This is a genomic window from Glaciimonas sp. PCH181 (assembly GCF_003056055.1).
Classification (GTDB): Bacteria; Pseudomonadota; Gammaproteobacteria; order Burkholderiales; family Burkholderiaceae_D; genus Glaciimonas.
Window position 1 is genome coordinate 707612 of the sequence record NZ_PYFP01000001.1, and the last position, 18742, is coordinate 726353.

Below are 18742 nucleotides of genomic sequence, written 5' to 3' on the forward strand. Positions count from 1 at the left end.
GTTTTCGCAATGCAATGGATGTGATAGCGCAAGGCGTGTGCTTGCTGGACCCTGTCGGCATGCGTCTGATCGATGTAAATGAGACGATTTGCAGCATGTTTGCTTACACGCGAGAAGCGTTGTTCGCGCTAGATTTAGCCGACTTCGGCATTGGCAGCATCCAGCAGTTGAGGTCCATTTATGATGCGCTGACGGCAGGCAACACAGTACCGTCCCAAACGACGGACTTGCGGCGTGGGGACGGAACGACGCTGGCGGTGTCGATTGATTGGCGGCCATTGCCAGTGAATGACAGCGGGATCATCGTCGGCGTGATCAGCATACGGAATTACTAGCTGCACATACATTGCTCTCCACGCTAATCGAGAATTCCGGCCAGCAATAATGAAGCGCAGCAAGCCTGCCATTCCGGCGGCCGTTTGAAGGCTTCAGCATATCTGCGTTAAGTCTCTCCTAAGTAATCCTTGAATGCGTGAAAAAAATTTTATATATTTAATCAAGACGAAAGTCTTGGCAAATCACTTACTTCGGCAGCATCTTCTTTTACAGAATAAATAAGAATAGCGCTTGGGAAACTCGCCATACAACAGGTTGGTTTTCATTTCGGGTCGCTGATGCGTAGGTCGATTACACACAATGGTTGTCGTGCCGAAATCTGTTGCAGAACATTCCAATTGGAAGTTTTAGCGTCAGCAGAGGAGTCAACATCATGTCAGCCACGCCCGAGGTTCCCTATGGACGTAAAACCCAGCGCGCTCCCGATCTTAAGGAAGTGCACATTCTTTGGATGACAGCAGGACTTGGTTGTGATGGCGACTCGGTGTCGATCACCGCAGCGACGCAACCTAGTATCGAAGACGTCATCTTGGGTGCTATTCCCGGATTACCCAAAGTTCACCTGCATAACCCCGTTCTCGCTTACGAAAATGGCGATGAATTCCAAGCCATATTCCATCAGGCTGCTAACGGCAAACTCGACAATTTCGTGCTCGTGGTCGAAGGTTCGATCCCGAATGAAAACATCAGCGGCGAAGGGTATTGGGCGGCGCAAGGCGAAGACCCAGTCACCAAACAGCCAATTAAAACCACGGAATGGATCGACCGTCTGGCACCGAAAGCGCTTGCAGTTGTTGGTGCCGGAACCTGCGCGACATATGGCGGTATCCATGCAATGCAAGGCAATCCAACCGGCTGCATGGGGCTGAATGATTACCTTGGATGGGAGTGGAAGTCACGCGCTGGCTTGCCTGTTGTCAACGTGCCCGGTTGCCCCGTGCAGCCCGACAATTTCATGGAAACATTGCTTTATCTGCTGTACCAATTAGCCGGTCTGGCCCCGATGATTCCGTTAGATGAAGTCGGGCGACCAAAATGGTTGTTCACGCGCACCGTGCATGATGGCTGTGACCGCGGCAGTAGTTATGAGCAAGCGATTTTCGCCGACGAATACGGCAGTCCAAATTGCATCGTGAAGCTCGGTTGCTGGGGGCCGGTGGTCCAATGCAACGTGCCTAAACGCGGCTGGATGGCGGGTATCGGCGGTTGTCCAAATGTGGGCGGCATTTGCATCGGCTGCACTATGCCGGGTTTTCCCGATAAATTCATGCCGTTCATGGATGAACCTCCCGGTGCATTGATTTCCACCAAGGCGGTGCAGATCCACGGCAGCTGGATCCGCAAACTACGCGGCTTCACTAATTCCACCCTTAATAAAGAACCAAAATGGCGGCATAACCGGGACGAACTTACCACCGGTTATCACCAGCCATAAAAATAGCGACAGGGACGTGAGCAAGATAGACGACTTACGAGGAGTCAGAACATGGCCATCAGCACCAAAGAGGGCGTGACGCCCGGTGCCTCCACGCAGCCTGTAACAAAGCCCGGCAAGCTGATCGAGATGAACTGGGACCCGATCACGCGCATCGTCGGCAGCCTGGGCATCTACACCAAGATTGATTTTGAAAATCGCCGCGTCGCCGAGTGCTACAGCACCTCGTCGATATTTCGCGGTTACAGCATTTTCATGAAAGGCAAAGATCCGCGCGATTCGCACTTTATCACCAGCCGAATCTGCGGTATTTGCGGCGATAATCACGCTACTTGTTCGGTGTATGCGCAAAATATGGCCTATGGCGTAAAACCGCCGCCAATCGCTGAATGGATCGTCAATCTTGGCGAAGCCGCTGAATACATGTTCGACCACAATATCTTTCAGGACAATTTGGTCGGCGTCGATTTCTGTGAGCAAATGGTGCGGGAAACCAATCCCAGCGTATGGGAGAAAGCCAAGACCAAGGAAGCGCCGCATTTCAAGGAGCATGGCTATCGCACAATCGCAGACATCATGACCGCGCTCAACCCCTTTACTGGCGAGTTTTATCGCGAAACGTTGCAAGTTTCGCGCTACACCCGCGAAATGTTCTGCCTGATGGAAGGCCGCCATGTCCATCCATCGACACTGTATCCGGGCGGCGTCGGCACCGTGCCATCGATCCAGTTGTTTACCGACTATCTGACACGGTTAATGCGCTATGTCGAGTTCATGAAAAAAGTCGTCCCGCTGCATGACGATCTGTTTGATTTTTTCTATGAAGCATTACCCGGCTATGAAGAAGTTGGCAGGCGGCGTATTTTGTTGGGTTGCTGGGGCTCGTTCCAAGATCCGAAAGAATGTGACTATGATTATCGGACGATGACCAAATGGGGGCGTGCAATGTATGTCACGCCCGGGGTAGTCGTCGATGGTCAATTGGTCACGACAGATCTGGTAGACATCAATCTGAATATTCGTATTCTGCTCGGCAGCTCTTATTACAGCGACTGGGACAATCAGGAAATGTTTGTTACGCATGATCCGCTAGGTAATCCGGTAGACCGCAAACATCCATGGAATCAAACCACGATTCCCCGTCCGCAAAAGCGAAACTTCGACGGTAATTACACCTGGGTCATGTCACCACGCTGGTTAGACAAACGTACTGGCGATCATCTGGCGCTTGATACTGGCGGCGGTCCGATTGCGCGTTTATGGTCGACGGCGCTGGCTGGTTTAGTCGATATCGGCTATGTGAAATCAACCGGGCATAGTGTGAAAATGTATCTGCCCAGAACCGCTCTCAAGCCCGAAGTCGAGCTAGAGTGGAAAATCCCCAAATGGAGCAATGCCATCGAGCGGGATCGGGCACGCACTTATTTCCAGGCTTATGCCGCCTGCTGCGCGCTCTATTTCGCCGAACAAGCCATGGCCGAATTGCACGCCGGACGCACCAGAACTTTTACCGAGTTCAACGTCCCCGACGAGGCCATCGGCTGCGGTTTTCATGAAGCGGTGCGCGGCGTCTTGTCGCATCATCTGGTCATTCGGGACGGCAAAATTGCCAACTATCATCCGTATCCACCAACGCCATGGAATGCTAATCCACGCGACATCTACGGCACGCCCGGCCCGTATGAAGACGCGGTCCAGAACACGCCTATTTTTGAAGAAAACGGACCTGATAAATTCAAAGGCATCGATATCATGCGCGCCGTGCGCAGCTTCGATCCGTGCTTGCCATGCGGTGTTCATATGTATGTCGGAGACGGAAAGTCGATTGATGTAACGCATTCACCTAGCTTCGGCGTGCCGCGTGGGGAGCACAAGTGAGCGCCATTGCAGTGCGCAGTGGCCAGGATCGCATCGGTGAATTGATTATGACGCTTGAATCGCTGACGGATTCAGAGGCCCGCGATTGCGCGCGCCAGTTGGTGCAGGAAATTCTGGATCTGCACGGCGAAGGGCTATCGCGCATCCTCGATATTGTCGCCGACACTGGCGCTAACGGTGCCGGGAAAGCGATGCTGGACAAGCTGGCATTTGACGATAGCGTTGCCGCCTTGCTGCTGCTGCACGGTCTGCATCCGCATGATTTGACGGCACGTGTAGGGCTAGCCGTCGACGGATTACGCGGCGGATTAGGTGTGCAGGGCTTGAAAATTGACGTGATTGCGATAGACGAAGCCGCAGTAAGGCTGCGACTTTCCGGCAAATGGCACGGTAAAAACGGTGCCGCTTCCCGGATTCAAAGCGATATTGAAGCAGCGATTTTTGCGAGAGCGCCGGAGGTCGCCACGATTGACATCGAGAATCTGCCCGCTATCGACAGCGATGTGCATGAAATGAAATTTGTACCGGCCTCAGTCCTGCGCGGAAATCATGAGGGAACTCACCGCTAAAACCTGTCCGGACACGGTTGCCCGCAAGTAGGCTTTCTGCTAGAGAGGAAGGGTGAAGCGCCATGTCGCCAGTACGATCTGAAGGATGGATAGCCGGACTACGGCGGTTCACCCATGGCGCAGAACCTGAGCAGCGCTGCGAAATGTGCAGCGCCGTGATTCGCGCAGATCATCGGCACCTGATGCAAATATCGGAGCGGCGCTTGCTCTGCTGCTGTCACGCCTGTGCGGTGCTGTTCGGTAACGGAGCCGAAAATAACTATCGTCTGATCCCGACGCGTAGCCAGCAATTGACCGACGCCGATTTCGTGCTGACCGATGCGCAATGGGATACATTACAAATTCCCATCGATATTGCCTTCTTTTTCAAAAGCACGCCACTGTCGAGAGTGGTCGCGTTATACCCCGGTCCGGCTGGCACCACCGAATCTTCGCTCGATCTGTCGGCATGGGAAGAACTGCAAGCTGAAAGCCCTGTGTTGGCGGCATTAGCGCCAGATGTCGAGGCGCTTTTAATCAATCGTGCCCACGGTGCCCGCGACTATTACCGGGTGCCGATTGATCAATGCTATGCGTTGACCGGCATTATCCGCACACATTGGCATGGCCTGACCGGCGGCACCGAGGCATGGGCCGCCATTCACAGATTTTTTGTTGGTCTTCACGCTAATGCCGCCGCGCCGGAGAGGAGTTTCCATGCCTGATCTCTCTTTTCAGGTAGAAAGTGTCGAGAGTGTCCGTTGCGCAGCGGCGCCCATGCTCAATTTCAAGTTACATATCGCCAGCGCGATAGCGGGCGACGATATCGCGAACGTGATTTTGCAATGTCAAATTCAGATTGAAGCCCCACGGCGGCGCTATCAGCCCGCTGAACAGGAACGCTTGCGCGAATTATTTGGCGATCCGAACAGTGCCAGTCAAAAAATCCATTCCCTGCTGTGGACGCATGTCGGCTTGCTGGTGCCCAGGTTTCAGAATGATTGCGTAGTCGATATGCCGGTGCCTTGCAGCTACGATTTCAATGCCGCCGCAGTTAAGTTTTTTTACGCGCTTGAAGACGGCAAAGTCCCGTTGCTGTTTCAATTCAGTGGGACGATTTTTTATCGCGATGAAAATACCGGCTTACAAATCAGCCGGATTGCCTGGAGTAAAGAAGCGCAATTTTCGCTGCCCGTGCCGGTATGGCAAGAAATGATGGATCACTATTATCCCAACAGCGCATGGTTGCGTCTGGACCGTAACCAGTTCGACCGTCTCTATCAGTACAAGCGCCAGCATGGGTTGTCATCCTGGGAGCAAGCAGTGGAAAGTTTGCTGGACGGCGTTGAGGAGAATCTGCCATGAACGCCGCATCCATCAATAGCATTGTCAACGCTGTGCTGTACGAAGGCTACATGCTCTATCCCTACCGCGCTTCGTCGGTAAAAAATCGCCAACGCTGGACTTTCGGCGGCGTTTATCCGCACGCTTATAACATCGCAAATGGCGGTGCTGAATCCTGGATGATCCAGACCCAGTGTTTACTGCAAGGCGGCCCGGACACCGTGCTAATTGTGACGCCGGGCTTTCTCCATTTAATCGAACGCGAAGCTGGAGAATTAACGCCGCCCCTAGCAGCGGAACCGAACCAAACGTCGCCCGATTTACCATCGTATCGTGCTGTCGAAATATTGACGATAGACGGCAAGCGCTTTTATGCATGGCAGGAGGCGATTGAGCAGCAGATCGCAGTTGATCCGCTCGCCATCCGGGACGTAAATGCATCCGGTTTAACGCAGCGGATAACATCGTTCACTCTGGCAGGACAGCGCGAATGGGAACCGCTGCGCAATGCGCACGGCGAGATGGCGGGCGTGTTGGTGCGCACGCGTCGTTGCATCAATGGCGAAGTAGAAATACATGCCGAACTGATCGCCGAAAACCTCTATCAGATCACCGTCATTCTCCGTAATAACACGCCTTTACCGAATGCCTGCAACATCAGCCGCGACGCTGCTACGCTACAGGCGCTGGTGTCGTGTCATTTGATTCTCAGCGTAACGGATGGTCAGTTCGTGTCGTCCATTGATCCTCCGGCGGCTTTCGCTAGGAAGGTAGCCGAATGTAAAAATCATGGCGTCTGGCCGGTATTGGTGGGCGATGAAGGATCGTTCGACACGATGCTGGCTTCGCCGATCATTCTTTACGATTACCCGCAAGTCGCTCCTGAAAGTCCCGGCGACCTTTTCGATGGCACTGAAATTGATGAAATTCTGACCTTGCGGATTCTGACCATGACCGATCAGGAAAAGGCCGAAATGGCAGCCGTGGATGAGCGCTCAAGAGCCTTGCTAGAACGGACCGAAAAACTCACGCCGCAACAGTTACAGCAATTGCATGGCACGTTACGCGGACCCGGCGCTTTCCCGGCAATGGAGGAGTCTAGCCAGACTATCGGCGCGCCGTGGGAAGAGATCGACAACAAACCGCGTCTGGCTTTTTTACGCGTCAACGGCAGAGATTTGCGGGTAGGCGATCAAGTCCGGCTGCGGCCACGGGGAAACGCCGACATATTCGACCTGGCGCTGGCAGGAAAAATTGCGACTATTGAGTCGCTCGAACGGGATTTTGAGGACCGGATACACATCGCGATCACGCTCGATGACGACCCGGGACGCGATTTAGGCTTGGCGCGCATGCCTGGTCATCGTTTCTTTTTTGGACCGGAAGAAGTCGAGCCCATCGCATCAGAAGGAGCAAACACATGAGTCGCATTCTGGTCGCAGGTATCGGCAACTTATTTCTGGGCGACGACGCCTTCGGTATCGAAGTCGTGCAGCGCATGCGTGGTCGTTCCGAGCGGCAGGATGTACGCATTCAGGATTTTGGCATCTGCGGTATCGATCTGACTTACGCGCTACTTGAAGACATAGCATTGGCGATTTTGGTGGATGCCACCCAGCGTGGCGGCGCGCCGGGCAGCTTGTATTTGCTCGACGCATCGGCTTCGCTACAAAGTGATGAAGCACAGGCATCGCGACAATCAGGGCCGCCGTCATTGTTGCTTTCACCGCATGAAATGCAGCCAGACAAAGTGCTGCAAACAGTCGGCTTGCTAGGTGGAACTTGCCACCGTGTCTTGCTGGTCGGCTGCGAGCCGGAAAGTTTTGGGACAGAGTCCGATCAGGAGGGCCGGATCGGTTTGAGCGCGACCGTTGCGGCATCAGTGGAACAGGCGATCACGTTGATCGACTCATTATTGGATGCAGCGGCTAAAGATGAGGCCGAGCGTGTGGTAATGACATAGAAACTTCATAGTTAATTTTCAGGAGGCCACCATGAAAGGCTTTTTTCGTTTTTTCGTATTGCCGCTGGTCATCGTCGCGGTGACAGCGAATTTGAAGGATATCAAACGCTACATCAAAATTCGCAATATGTGAGTCTGGGTTAGCGCTATAAATGACTAAAAAACCGCAACGCATTGAATAGCCAGACAGCGATGTCAGGAGACGCAAATGGGATCGGCGCTTCACCCGGTTGAAGATCGGATGACGAAAACACAGACGGCAGGCGAAGAAATACGGGTTCGCGGCCTGGTGCAGGGCGTCGGCTTTCGCCCGAACGTGTGGCGTCTGGCGTGCGAATGCAATCTGGTTGGTGAGGTACACAACGATAGCGATGGCGTTCTCATCCATGCTTGGGGTGAGCAGGCGATGCTCAATCAATTTGTGCAACGTATTAGCACAGAAGCACCACCGTTAGCGCACATCGTCGCGCTGGAACGGCGGCGACTAACCGGGATTGCGCCTGCCGGACCGTTTCGCATCACCGCCAGCAGCAGGGGCAGGATTCGTACCGGGATAGTACCGGATGCGGCGGCTTGTGCGGCATGCATTGATGAGACCTTTAATCCTGCGCAACGGCGCTATCGCTATCCGTTCACCAATTGCACCCATTGCGGCCCGCGACTATCCATCGTGCAAGCGATTCCGTATGACCGCGACAATACCAGCATGGGCGAATTCGCGATGTGCGCAGACTGCCGTGCAGAATATACCGATCCATTGAATCGTCGCTTTCACGCGCAACCCATCGCTTGTCCGCAATGTGGTCCTAGGGTCTGGCTAGTCACAAACGACGGTTCAATCGTGCTGCCCGAAGCGGGCGAAGATGCTATCGGTTGTGTGCAGCATTTGCTGCTGGAAGGACAAATCGTCGCGATCAAAGGCTTGGGCGGCTTTCATCTGGCCTGCGATGCGACCAATGCTGAGGCGGTGTCGCGTCTGCGTAAACGTAAACACCGCGACCATAAAGCGTTTGCGCTGATGGCCCGCGATCTCGCTATGGTAGAAAATTATTGCAAGCTTTCGGCAGGAGAGCGGAAGTTGCTGGCAAGTCCCGCTGCGCCCATCGTACTATGCGACGCATTGCACAATGTCAATAGTCTGCCAGAGGCGATTGCGCCGGGACTGACTACGTTAGGGTTTATGTTGCCCTACACGCCGCTGCATCACTTATTGATGGATGGGCTGGACCGGCCAATCGTACTTAGCAGCGGCAATTTGAGTGACGAGCCGCAATGCACGACCAATCAGGATGCGCAACAGCGACTGGCCGGGATCGCCGATTACTTGTTGCTGCATGATCGCGATATCGTTAATCGGCTCGATGATTCTGTCGTGCGATTCATGGACGGTACGCCGCATTTACTGCGTCGGGCGCGTGGCTATGCGCCAGCACCGCTGCCGTTGCCGCCCGGATTTAAAGCAGCGCCGCCGATTTTGGCGATGGGCGGAGCGCTAAAAAACACGTTTTGTCTGATTGCAGAAGGACAAGCAATCCTCTCGCCGCATCAAGGCGATCTGGAGGATGCCGCCACGCAACGCGACTATGGGCGCAATTTGGCGCTGTTTCGACATTTGTACGAGCACGGACCAAAAATGATCGCCGTCGATAACCATCCGGATTATGCCTCGACCAGACGCGGCCTGAGATTGGCTGAGCAAGATGGTTTACCCATCGCATGGATTCAGCATCATCACGCCCATGTCGCAAGTTGCCTTGCAGAAAACGGGCAAGCACTGAATGCACCGCCGGTGCTGGGAATCGTGCTCGACGGGATGGGAATGGGCGAAGAAAACGAACTCTGGGGCGGTGAATTTCTGCTGGCCGACTATCGCGCTTTCCGTCGATTGGCACGCTTCAAGCCGATAGCGTTGATCGGTGGCGAAAAGGCGATGCACGAGCCTTGGCGTTGTACCTACGCGCATTTGGCGGTGGCAATTGGCTGGCCAGCAATCCGCGATACTTACGGCGATCTGGCATTAACGCGATTTATGGAAAGTAAGCCGCTAGCAACTTTAGACGCCATGCTGGCGCACGGAATCAATTGTCCTGTTGCCAGTTCCTGCGGAAGATTATTCGATGCAGTCGCGGGCGCGATAGACGTCTGTCGCGAGCGAACCAGCTACGAAGGGCAAGCTGCCATTGCGCTGGAAGGGTTGGCAACCAACGTAGCGCGGCAATGGGCAGACAATGCTGCGGCCTATCCCTTTGCCCTGACTGGCGATGGCGATGGCGATGGCGAAGCAATCATGGAAATCGACCCTGCGTCGATGTGGCAAGCGCTGCTGCGCGATCTTGCCGATCACACGGCGGCAGGAATTATCGCGGCACGTTTTCACTTTGGGTTAGCAAAGGCCGTCGTGGATACGGCACGACGATGCGCTGCATCGGTCGGTCCCCGGTCGGTTGGGCCGACTACGGTTGCCCTTTCCGGCGGCGTATTTCAAAACCGCATCCTGTTTGAACAAGTTGCGCTTGGACTTCGGGTACATGGATTTACGGTCCTTAGCCAGCAGCAGGTTCCCGCTAACGATGGCGGCTTATCGCTGGGGCAGGCAGCAATTGCAGCGGCTCGGGCGATTGACGTTTCTCATAGGATGCACAACGGAGGCAAGCCATGTGCTTAGGTATCCCGGGCCAGATCGTGGAGATCATCGATGCCGAAAACTATCTGGCGACCGTCCAGATCGCAGGCGTGCGGCGGACGATCAATATTGTATGCGTGGTCGATGATACGCATCCGGCGTCAGAATGCGTTGGCGACTGGGTATTGGTGCATGTCGGTTTCGCCATGAGTCGTATCGATGAAATTGAGGCGGCCAAGACGCTGGCGTTGCTCAATGAATTGGGCGAAATGCAGCTGGAAATGCAAGCTATGCAGGTTAGCGGGATGCAGTAGATGCATACCCCTCGCTAGCTAAAAAGGAGAATTGTGATGTCCGATGAAGCGCTTAAATCCTTATATCCGTTCTTGCACGGCGCCAAGCATGATGTGCAAGGACTGGATACGGCATTGCTGGAATCGGTCAAGCAAAAGGCAGCGCACAGTATCGACACCAAATATCGCTTCTTTGAGGAAAATGGCACGCAGGTGGTGGCAGTGGCGCGGGCGATTGCGCGCACTTATTTGCAAGGCGGACGCTTATACACCATGGGCAACGGCGGCTCTAGCTGTGACGCGGCGCATATCGCGGTAGAATTTTTACACCCGGTCACCGCCGGACGGCCAGCGCTGGCGGCCATCAATCTGGTCGCCGATACAGCGATGATGACTGCGGTCGGGAATGATGTCGGCTATAACCATATTTTCGTGCGCCAGATCATTGCGTTGGGCCGCCGTGACGATACCGTAATCGGTGTTTCTACCAGCGGCAATTCGGCTAATCTGCTGGCTGCTTTCATTAGGGCCAAAGAAATGGGCATGACCACGATTGGACTGGCCGGGATGGATGGCGGACGAATGGCCATCAGCCGCGATGTGGATTACTGCCTGACGGTGCGCACTGACAGCATCCATCGAATTCAGGAAACCCATGTTGCCATCTACCATATCCTCTGGGATTTGGTGCATACACTGCTGGCAGATGAGCGCGGCGGCCTTGCCAAGGGGGCGCAGCCATGAAATATGTCGATGAATTCCGTGATCCGATCAAAGCCAAAATTCTGCTCGATGAGATCACGCAGCTGATCAAAAAAATCGATGTTTGCCAACGGCGGCCATTGAAATTGATGGAGGTTTGCGGCGGTCATACGCACTCGATATTCAAGTATGGTGTAGAGACGATGCTGCCGGACGCCATCGAATTTATCCATGGACCGGGATGCCCGGTCTGCGTGCTGCCGATGGGGCGGATCGACGATTGCATTGCACTGGCACAGCATCCGCAGGTGATATTGACGACGTTCGGCGATGCCATGCGGGTGCCCGGTTCCGAGAAAAACCTATTGCAGGCCAAGGCCGATGGCGCGGATGTGCGGATGGTGTATTCACCGATAGACGCGTTAAAGCTGGCGCGCGAGCATCCGGATCGAGAGGTAATTTTCTTCGGGCTTGGCTTTGAAACGACGATGCCAAGTACCGCGCTGACGGTGTTGCAAGCAGAGCGCGAGGGGCTTAAAAATTTCTCGCTGTTCTGCAATCACATCACCATCATTCCTACTATTAAAGCGATTCTGGATTCGCCCGAATTGACGCTGGATGGATTTTTGGGGCCGGGACACGTCAGTATGGTGATTGGGAGTCGTCCGTATGCCTTTATCGCCCAACACTATCGCAAGCCGATTGTGATCGCCGGTTTTGAACCGCTGGATATCTTGCAATCGGTATGGATGGTACTTAAACAATTGGCTGAAGGTCGTTGCGAAGTAGAAAATCAATATCAGCGCATCGTTCCCGAGGACGGCAACCATCCGGCGTTGGCGGCGGTAAATCAGGTTTATGAACTGCGCGAGTTTTTTGAATGGCGCGGACTGGGTTCTATCGACCATTCCGGCGTACGCATGCGCGAGCGCTATGCGCGTTTCGATGCGGAGCGTAGATTTTCGGTGCCGAATCTGAAGATCGCCGACCCCAAGTCTTGCCAATGCGGCGAGGTGCTAAAGGGTGTCATCAAACCGTGGGAATGCAAAGTTTTCGGACGCGCCTGCAAACCGGAAACGCCGTTGGGCGCGCTAATGGTGTCGTCAGAAGGTGCTTGCGCAGCCGTCTATAACTATGGCGGCGTGGAAGTCGCTCGCTTAATCCGCAGACGTGCCGACGAACCCGAATCGCCAGAAGTGGCAAAGGCGAATGTATGAACGACCCAATTGAACCGACGCGTTTGGCAGAGGCCGCGCTAGACGCAACGGGCACGACGCCATTTTTTTGCCGCTCCAGCAGGCTACGCGATACCCGTATCACGTTATCGCACGGCAGCGGTGGCAAGGCGATGCGCGATTTGATCGAGGATGTATTCGTCTCTTGCTTCGATAATCCGGCGCTGGCCCCACTGGAAGATCAGGCGCGTTTTGCGTTAAGCGGCTTGCTTGCGCATGGAGATCGGCTGGCTTTCACGACTGACTCCTATGTAGTCGATCCATTATTCTTCCCCGGCGGTGATATCGGTACGCTGGCCGTCAACGGCACTGTCAATGATCTTGCTGTCAGCGGGGCGCGACCTTTGTATTTGAGTTGCGGGGTAATTCTGGAAGAAGGCCTGAATATCGACACGCTGCGTCGGGTGGCGCGTTCAATGGCCAGCGCCGCAGCGGCAGCAGGAGTAGCAATCGTCACCGGCGATACCAAGGTCGTGCATCGTGGCGCAGCCGACAAATTATTCATTAATACTGCCGGTATCGGGGTCATCCCGCAGGGGACAAATATCAACTCACGTCGCGCCCAACCCGGCGATATTGTGCTGGTCAATGGCACCATCGGCGATCATGGCGCCGCCATTCTGGCTGTGCGCCAGGATTTGGCATTGGACACGTCCATCGAAAGCGACTGCCAACCCCTGAACAGCTTAATCGCAGCGATGTTGGCGGCCTGCCCGGATATACATTGCTTGCGCGATGCCACGCGAGGCGGTGTGGCGACGGTCTTGAAAGAGATCGCGGAGTCGGCATCGGTCTGCATCCGCTTTGAAGAAAGTCGGCTGCCGGTGCGGGAGCAAGTCAAGGGCGTGTGCGAAATACTGGGGCTTGATCCGTTATATATGGCGAACGAAGGCAAATTGGTGGCGGTGGTGCCGCGTGGTAGCGCCGATGCAGTATTGGCGGCCATGCGCAACCATCCGGCGGGACGCGATGCGGCAATGTTGGGCGAAGTGATCGCTGCACCGCAAGGCACTGTGTTATTGGTGACATTATTTGGCGGCGAACGTATCGTCGATATGTTAGTCGGCGAACAGTTGCCGCGTATCTGTTGACTGTCATTGCGGAGCATTGCCATGCACGAACTAGGCATCACCCAGAGCATCGTGGAAATCTGCGCCGAGCGTGCGGCGGGTGCAAAAGTGCTGAGGGTGACGTTGGAAATCGGCCATCTCACCGCGATCATGCCGGAGGCGATTCGATTCTGTTTTGATGTATGTACGGAGGGCACTGCGCTAAAGGGTGCAACGCTGGACATCGTTGACGTTGCTGGGCGAGGCCGTTGCCGCGCATGTCTGCGTGAAATGGAGATGCATGACTTTCTGGTGCGTTGCGACTGTGGTTCGATTGAGATTGATTGCATTGCCGGTGAAGGGCTCAGGATCAAAGAAATGGAGGTGGTGTGATGTGTACAACCTGCGGATGCTCTGACACGGATGGTGTAACGATTACCGACGCGGCATCCGGTGAACAGCGGGCTTTGCATCAAACGGCGCAAGATCATGGACATGCGTATGTCGCTGTGCCTGCGCATGGGCACTTGCATACCGGGCCGCATTCGCACGTGCACCCACATTCTCACGAACACAGCACCATTGTTAGTCTGGAACAAGATATTCTCGCCAAAAATCGCCTTATCGCAGAGCGTAATCGCGGTTGGTTTGCCGGACGTGGAATTCTGGCGCTGAATCTTGTCAGCTCACCGGGGTCAGGAAAAACGACGCTGCTTGAACGCACGCTACGCGATCTGAATGGTGAGTTTTCGCTGCATGTTATCGAAGGGGATCAGGCGACTAGTAATGATGCTGAACGCCTGCGCGCTACCGGCTGTCCGACGATTCAGATCAATACCGGGACTGGCTGTCATCTTGACGCAGAGATGCTGGCGCACGGTTTGCAAGAACTGAATCCTCCCCCGGGCGCAATAGTAATGATAGAAAACGTCGGTAATTTAGTATGTCCGGCGCTGTTCGATCTGGGCGAACAGGCAAAGGTGGTCATTTTGTCGGTGACCGAAGGTGAAGATAAACCGATCAAATATCCGCATATGTTCCGGGCTAGTCAGGTAATGCTGCTCAATAAGATTGATCTTTTACCTTATCTTCGGTTCGATGTGGCGCGCTGCATTGCCTACGCCCGACAGGTGAATCCGGCGCTTGAAGTATTTCAGTTATCGGCCCAAACCGGGGAGGGCATGGCTGGCTGGTATGACTGGCTGCACAGCCGCGTTAGCGTGACAACAGGAGCTGTGCAATGACGATGCAATACAGTAATTAACTGGCCGTCTTAACGTTGATTTAAGCAGATGATTGAAGTTTTCCTACTTACATAATAAAAATTACGGAGGCCGTGATGGGCCGTTTACTTCCGGCGGTGGTTAAGTTACTTAACGATGCATCGGCCGATGTAAAAGGGAAAGTCATCGGCATGTACGCTCTTTTGCTGGTGCTAAATTTCGGCGCATGGGCATGGGCTTTCATTGCCTTCCGCGACTATCCATTATTGATGGGCACTGCATTTCTGGCATATAGCTTTGGCCTAAGACATGCCGTGGACGCCGACCATATCGCCGCGATAGACAACGTGACCCGTAAGCTGATGCAGGAAGGCAAACGACCCGTTGCAGTCGGCTTTATGTTTTCGTTGGGGCATTCGACAGTCGTGATTCTGGCCTGCGTCGCGATTGCGGTCACCGCTTTGGTACTCAAGCAGCAGATGGATGCCGTCAAGGAAATTGGCGGCATGATCGGGACGACAGTCTCCGCGATCTTTTTGCTCATCATTGCATTGATCAATCTGATCGTGCTGCATGCGATTTATCGGGCATTCCAACGCGTCCGGGCAGGGCAACCCTACGTTGAGGAGGATTTCAATTTACTGCTGGCAAATCGTGGCTTCCTTGCGCGGATCTTCCGGCGGATGTTTAAGATCATCAGCAAAAGCTGGCATATGTACCCGCTAGGCTTGCTCTTTGGATTGGGGTTCGACACCGCTACCGAGATAGCGCTGCTGGGGATTTCGGCAACCGAGGCTTCGAAAGGTTTGCCAATCTGGTCAATTCTGATATTCCCGGCCCTGTTCACGGCAGGGATGTCATTGATCGATACCACTGACAGTATCCTGATGCTGGGTGCATACGGATGGGCGTTTATCAAACCGATCCGTAAGCTCTACTACAACATGACGATTACTTTCGTTTCCGTCATCGTTGCGTTAGCCGTGGGCGGTATCGAGGCACTTGGGCTACTTGGCGACAAACTGCATCTGACAGGGGCGTTCTGGACAACGGTGGGCAGCCTCAACAACAACTTTGGCCTGATTGGCTATGTCATCGTCGGACTGTTTGTCTTTAGCTGGGGATTGTCTGCGGCGCTGTATCGCTGGCGCAGATTCGACGACCTTGAACTCAAACCTTTAGTTGCAAGAGCGCAACTATCTGAAAACCATTCAGATAGGGCGTGAATTACCGCGACTGCGCTGATCCGGATGTGCGTCAAATTAGCATACCCAGCAGAGTTGTTTGCGTCAGCTCCCGACATCATGCATTTTTATCCTGAAATATCTCAATATTTCACATAATTTGTGCATATATGGCATTTTTAAGCCCCATAACGCACACATTGTGCGTTTTACGCGCAGTATAATTTTTTCATGCCGTCAACAATTCGTCAGTCGGATTGTTGCTTTCTATCCCTTTATCTTCACCAGCCAGGAACACACCATGTCCGATCTTTTTGAAAATCCTATGGGTCTAATGGGATTCGAGTTTGTCGAATTTTCGTCCCCCACGCCAAATGTACTTGAGCCGATATTCGAGATGATGGGCTTTACGCTGGTTGCGCGGCATCGTTCAAAAAATGTACTGTTGTATCGTCAAGGGCAGATCAATTTCATTATTAACAACGAGCCGAACAGCATTGCTTCTTACTTCGCTGATGAGCATGGTCCAGCGGCTTGCGGCATGGCTTTTCGCGTGAAAGATGCACATAAAGCCTATGCGCGGGCGTTAGAACTGGGTGCGCAACCGATTGATATTCCGACTGGGCCGATGGAATTACGTCTGCCAGCGATCAAAGGTATTGGCGGCGCGCCTTTGTATCTGATTGATCGCTTTGAAGAAGGTAAATCGATCTATGACATCGATTTTGAATTTATTGAGGGCGTTGATCCCCATCCAAAAGGTGCCGGGCTGACATTAGTTGATCATTTGACCCATAACGTATATCGCGGACGGATGCGGCATTGGGCTGATTTTTACGAAAGACTATTCAATTTCCGTGAGATTCGCTATTTCGATATCAAAGGCGAATATACCGGCCTGACTTCAAAGGCAATGTCCGCCCCGGATGGCAAAATTCGTATTCCGCTGAATGAAGAATCATCCAAGGGCGCAGGCCAAATCGAAGAATTTCTGATGCAATTCGGCGGCGAAGGGATTCAGCACATTGCCTTGTTTACCGATGATCTGATTACTACGCTGGATGCGTTAAAAGCTACCGGTTTTCCGTTAATGGCTGCGCCTCCTGCATCTTATTACGAGATGCTGGAGGGACGTCTTCCCGGTCACGGCGAACCGGTTGACGCCTTACAGACCCGTGGGATTTTGCTCGATGGCGCAACGGATAAGGGCGACAAACGTCTGTTGCTACAAATTTTTTCTGCTCCGATGTTGGGTCCGGTATTTTTTGAATTTATCCAGCGCAAGGGCGATGAGGGCTTCGGTGAAGGCAACTTTAAAGCGCTGTTCGAATCATTGGAACGGGATCAGGTACGACGCGGCGTGCTGAACCCTGATTAATAAATTTGTTTTGAGGAGCCCCCAATGTTTGAACATGTTGATGCCTATCCAGGCGACCCAATTCTTACGCTGAATGAAGAGTTTTCGGCCGATCCACGTCCAGAAAAGATCAATCTTAGTATTGGCGTGTATCTGAATGCAGCAGGGCAATTACCGCTGATGGGCCCGGTGCTGAAAGCTGAACAGAGCATATTGCAGCATCCTGCCAAACGCGCCTATCTTCCGATGGAAGGGTTGGTGGACTATAGAAACGCGGTCCGCAATCTACTGTTTGGCGATGCCGATCCGGCCATGAAAGAGAAACGCATCGCCACCGTGCAGACCTTGGGCGGTTCTGGGGCGTTAAAGGTCGGTGCAGACTTTCTGGCAGCTTATTTTCCCGACGCACAGGTATGGGTCAGTGATCCGACTTGGGACAATCATCACGCGATTTTTGCAGGGGCAGGCATCGCGGTCAATAGCTATCCTTACTACAACGCCGCAACACAGCACGTTGATTTTGACGCCATGCAAACCGCGTTAAAAGCGATTCCTCCTGGCAGCATCGTCCTGCTGCACGCTTGCTGTCATAACCCGACCGGGGCCGACCTGAATCCGCAACAGTGGCGCGATCTGGCGACGACTATTCAAGGCCGGTCATTACTGCCGTTTTTTGACATCGCTTATCAGGGATTTGGGCAGGGGATTGAGGACGATGCATTTGCGATCCGTTACTTTGCGTCTCTAGGCATTCAGATGCTGGTCGCAGGATCATTTTCCAAAAATTTCTCGCTGTACGGTGAACGTTGCGGTGCGTTGCATGCGCTCTGCAATGACGAAACACAGGCGAATAACGTATTGGGTCAATTGAAAGCCGCGGTCCGTCGCAACTATTCAAGCCCACCCACGCATGGCGCACGGATCATTGCGACAGTACTGGGAAGCCACGAACTTCGCAGCGAATGGCAAGCAGAATTAGAGGCAATGCGTATCCGCGTTCAATCGATGCGCGATGGTTTATACACCCGTTTGCAAGCCGAGCTGCCAGCAGAGAAAGTAGATTATCTACGTAAGCAGACGGGCATGTTTAGCTTTACCGGGCTAAATCCCGCGCAGGTGCGCAGGCTACGTGACGAATTTGCGATTTATCTGGTTGGTTCGGGACGCATTTGTCTGGCTGCATTGACGCAGGAAAAGATTGCACCCGTCGCGGCAGCGATGATGCAAGTAATGGATTGAGGAAAAGAGATGAGTAATTCTAAAGCAGAAGTAAGCAGCGACGTATTAGCTACGCTGCCTGACTGGGCGCAAGACTTAAAGCGCGGCGCAATCACGCGTGAATTTGTATTCGCGGACTTCGCTGAGGCGTTTGCCTTTATGACGCAGATCGCGCTGGTGGCAGAAAAAGCTGACCATCATCCTGAATGGTCCAACGTTTACAACAAAGTCAACGTCACACTGACGACGCATGATGCCGATGGACTTACCTATAAGGATGTCAATCTGGCGCGTTATGCAGACAAGATATTTGGGCGATTTCAATCACGCGATGATGGCAAATAGGCCGGAGAA

Annotated in this window: 18 protein-coding genes and 1 pseudogene; all 19 read left to right on the top strand. The window is 53.6% G+C overall.

Going from position 1 to position 18742, the window contains the following annotated elements:
* Positions 1-11 precede the first annotated feature (11 nt).
* Positions 12-335 (top strand): annotated as a pseudogene (locus C7W93_RS24915) (PAS domain-containing protein); the annotation flags it as partial.
* Positions 336-709: 374 nt separating this feature from the next.
* Positions 710-1771, top strand: coding sequence for a hypothetical protein (locus tag C7W93_RS03100; RefSeq protein WP_201747152.1), 1062 nt, complete (start codon positions 710-712; stop codon positions 1769-1771).
* A gap of 51 nt (positions 1772-1822) precedes the next feature.
* The gene (locus tag C7W93_RS03105) at positions 1823-3649 is read left to right on the top strand and encodes a nickel-dependent hydrogenase large subunit (RefSeq protein ID WP_108438702.1); all 1827 of its coding nucleotides are present in this window, start codon (positions 1823-1825) and stop codon (positions 3647-3649) included.
* A complete protein-coding gene (locus tag C7W93_RS03110; protein ID WP_108438703.1) occupies positions 3646-4218 on the top strand; it encodes a NifU family protein in 573 nt (190 codons plus the stop codon). The genes C7W93_RS03105 and C7W93_RS03110 overlap by 4 nt, the downstream gene beginning before the upstream one ends.
* Before the next feature lie 62 nt (positions 4219-4280).
* The gene (locus tag C7W93_RS03115; RefSeq protein ID WP_108438704.1) at positions 4281-4922 is read left to right on the top strand and encodes a DUF5947 family protein; all 642 of its coding nucleotides are present in this window, start codon (positions 4281-4283) and stop codon (positions 4920-4922) included.
* Positions 4915-5562 (top strand): DUF6084 family protein, encoded by a 648-nt coding sequence (locus tag C7W93_RS03120; protein ID WP_201747153.1) that lies wholly within the window; start codon positions 4915-4917, stop codon positions 5560-5562. Before C7W93_RS03115 ends, C7W93_RS03120 begins: the two co-directional genes overlap by 8 nt.
* A complete protein-coding gene (locus C7W93_RS03125; protein ID WP_108438705.1) occupies positions 5559-6965 on the top strand; it encodes a hypothetical protein in 1407 nt (468 codons plus the stop codon). The genes C7W93_RS03120 and C7W93_RS03125 overlap by 4 nt, the downstream gene beginning before the upstream one ends.
* Entirely contained in the window at positions 6962-7504 is a 543-nt protein-coding gene (locus C7W93_RS03130; RefSeq protein WP_108438706.1) for a hydrogenase maturation protease, read from the top strand. Before C7W93_RS03125 ends, C7W93_RS03130 begins: the two co-directional genes overlap by 4 nt.
* 208 nt (positions 7505-7712) lie before the next feature.
* Positions 7713-10169: a carbamoyltransferase HypF gene (hypF, locus tag C7W93_RS03135; protein WP_108438707.1), complete on the top strand. Its 2457-nt coding sequence runs from the start codon at positions 7713-7715 to the stop codon at positions 10167-10169.
* Positions 10160-10441: a HypC/HybG/HupF family hydrogenase formation chaperone gene (locus tag C7W93_RS03140; protein ID WP_108438708.1), complete on the top strand. Its 282-nt coding sequence runs from the start codon at positions 10160-10162 to the stop codon at positions 10439-10441. The genes hypF and C7W93_RS03140 overlap by 10 nt, the downstream gene beginning before the upstream one ends.
* Positions 10442-10477: 36 nt before the next feature.
* On the top strand, positions 10478-11164 hold the full coding sequence (locus C7W93_RS03145; protein ID WP_108438709.1) for an SIS domain-containing protein: 687 nt from the start codon (positions 10478-10480) through the stop codon (positions 11162-11164).
* Positions 11161-12339, top strand: coding sequence for a hydrogenase formation protein HypD (gene hypD / locus C7W93_RS03150; RefSeq protein ID WP_108438710.1), 1179 nt, complete (start codon positions 11161-11163; stop codon positions 12337-12339). Before C7W93_RS03145 ends, hypD begins: the two co-directional genes overlap by 4 nt.
* Positions 12336-13448: a hydrogenase expression/formation protein HypE gene (gene hypE / locus C7W93_RS03155; RefSeq protein WP_108438711.1), complete on the top strand. Its 1113-nt coding sequence runs from the start codon at positions 12336-12338 to the stop codon at positions 13446-13448. The genes hypD and hypE overlap by 4 nt, the downstream gene beginning before the upstream one ends.
* A gap of 21 nt (positions 13449-13469) precedes the next feature.
* Positions 13470-13799 carry a hydrogenase maturation nickel metallochaperone HypA gene (locus tag C7W93_RS03160; RefSeq protein ID WP_108438712.1) on the top strand — a complete coding sequence of 110 codons (330 nt, stop codon included), beginning with the start codon at positions 13470-13472 and terminating at the stop codon, positions 13797-13799.
* Positions 13799-14650, top strand: coding sequence for a hydrogenase nickel incorporation protein HypB (gene hypB, locus C7W93_RS03165; RefSeq protein WP_108438713.1), 852 nt, complete (start codon positions 13799-13801; stop codon positions 14648-14650). Before C7W93_RS03160 ends, hypB begins: the two co-directional genes overlap by 1 nt.
* A 95-nt stretch (positions 14651-14745) precedes the next feature.
* Positions 14746-15855, top strand: coding sequence for a HoxN/HupN/NixA family nickel/cobalt transporter (locus C7W93_RS03170; protein WP_108438714.1), 1110 nt, complete (start codon positions 14746-14748; stop codon positions 15853-15855).
* Positions 15856-16114: 259 nt separating this feature from the next.
* The gene (gene hppD / locus C7W93_RS03175; protein ID WP_108438715.1) at positions 16115-17191 is read left to right on the top strand and encodes a 4-hydroxyphenylpyruvate dioxygenase; all 1077 of its coding nucleotides are present in this window, start codon (positions 16115-16117) and stop codon (positions 17189-17191) included.
* 24 nt (positions 17192-17215) lie between these two features.
* The gene (locus C7W93_RS03180; protein WP_108438716.1) at positions 17216-18409 is read left to right on the top strand and encodes an amino acid aminotransferase; all 1194 of its coding nucleotides are present in this window, start codon (positions 17216-17218) and stop codon (positions 18407-18409) included.
* A 9-nt stretch (positions 18410-18418) separates the two neighbouring features.
* Positions 18419-18733: a 4a-hydroxytetrahydrobiopterin dehydratase gene (locus C7W93_RS03185; RefSeq protein WP_108438717.1), complete on the top strand. Its 315-nt coding sequence runs from the start codon at positions 18419-18421 to the stop codon at positions 18731-18733.
* The last annotated feature ends 9 nt before the right edge of the window (positions 18734-18742 follow it).

Excerpts from the sequence above, each read along its gene's own strand:
- hppD (WP_108438715.1), top strand. The coding sequence starts at position 16,115 with ATGTCCGATCTTTTTGAAAATCCTATGGGTCTAATGGGATTCGAGTTT.
- C7W93_RS03105 (WP_108438702.1), top strand. The coding sequence starts at position 1,823 with ATGGCCATCAGCACCAAAGAGGGCGTGACGCCCGGTGCCTCCACGCAG.
- C7W93_RS03185 (WP_108438717.1), top strand. The coding sequence starts at position 18,419 with ATGAGTAATTCTAAAGCAGAAGTAAGCAGCGACGTATTAGCTACGCTG.
- hypB (WP_108438713.1), top strand. The coding sequence starts at position 13,799 with ATGTGTACAACCTGCGGATGCTCTGACACGGATGGTGTAACGATTACC.
- C7W93_RS03140 (WP_108438708.1), top strand. The coding sequence starts at position 10,160 with ATGTGCTTAGGTATCCCGGGCCAGATCGTGGAGATCATCGATGCCGAA.
- C7W93_RS03120 (WP_201747153.1), top strand. The coding sequence starts at position 4,915 with ATGCCTGATCTCTCTTTTCAGGTAGAAAGTGTCGAGAGTGTCCGTTGC.
- C7W93_RS03180 (WP_108438716.1), top strand. The coding sequence starts at position 17,216 with ATGTTTGAACATGTTGATGCCTATCCAGGCGACCCAATTCTTACGCTG.
- C7W93_RS03145 (WP_108438709.1), top strand. The coding sequence starts at position 10,478 with ATGTCCGATGAAGCGCTTAAATCCTTATATCCGTTCTTGCACGGCGCC.
- C7W93_RS03115 (WP_108438704.1), top strand. The coding sequence starts at position 4,281 with ATGTCGCCAGTACGATCTGAAGGATGGATAGCCGGACTACGGCGGTTC.
- C7W93_RS03160 (WP_108438712.1), top strand. The coding sequence starts at position 13,470 with ATGCACGAACTAGGCATCACCCAGAGCATCGTGGAAATCTGCGCCGAG.
- C7W93_RS03125 (WP_108438705.1), top strand. The coding sequence starts at position 5,559 with ATGAACGCCGCATCCATCAATAGCATTGTCAACGCTGTGCTGTACGAA.
- hypD (WP_108438710.1), top strand. The coding sequence starts at position 11,161 with ATGAAATATGTCGATGAATTCCGTGATCCGATCAAAGCCAAAATTCTG.
- C7W93_RS03130 (WP_108438706.1), top strand. The coding sequence starts at position 6,962 with ATGAGTCGCATTCTGGTCGCAGGTATCGGCAACTTATTTCTGGGCGAC.
- hypE (WP_108438711.1), top strand. The coding sequence starts at position 12,336 with ATGAACGACCCAATTGAACCGACGCGTTTGGCAGAGGCCGCGCTAGAC.
- C7W93_RS03170 (WP_108438714.1), top strand. The coding sequence starts at position 14,746 with ATGGGCCGTTTACTTCCGGCGGTGGTTAAGTTACTTAACGATGCATCG.
- hypF (WP_108438707.1), top strand. The coding sequence starts at position 7,713 with ATGGGATCGGCGCTTCACCCGGTTGAAGATCGGATGACGAAAACACAG.
- C7W93_RS03100 (WP_201747152.1), top strand. The coding sequence starts at position 710 with ATGTCAGCCACGCCCGAGGTTCCCTATGGACGTAAAACCCAGCGCGCT.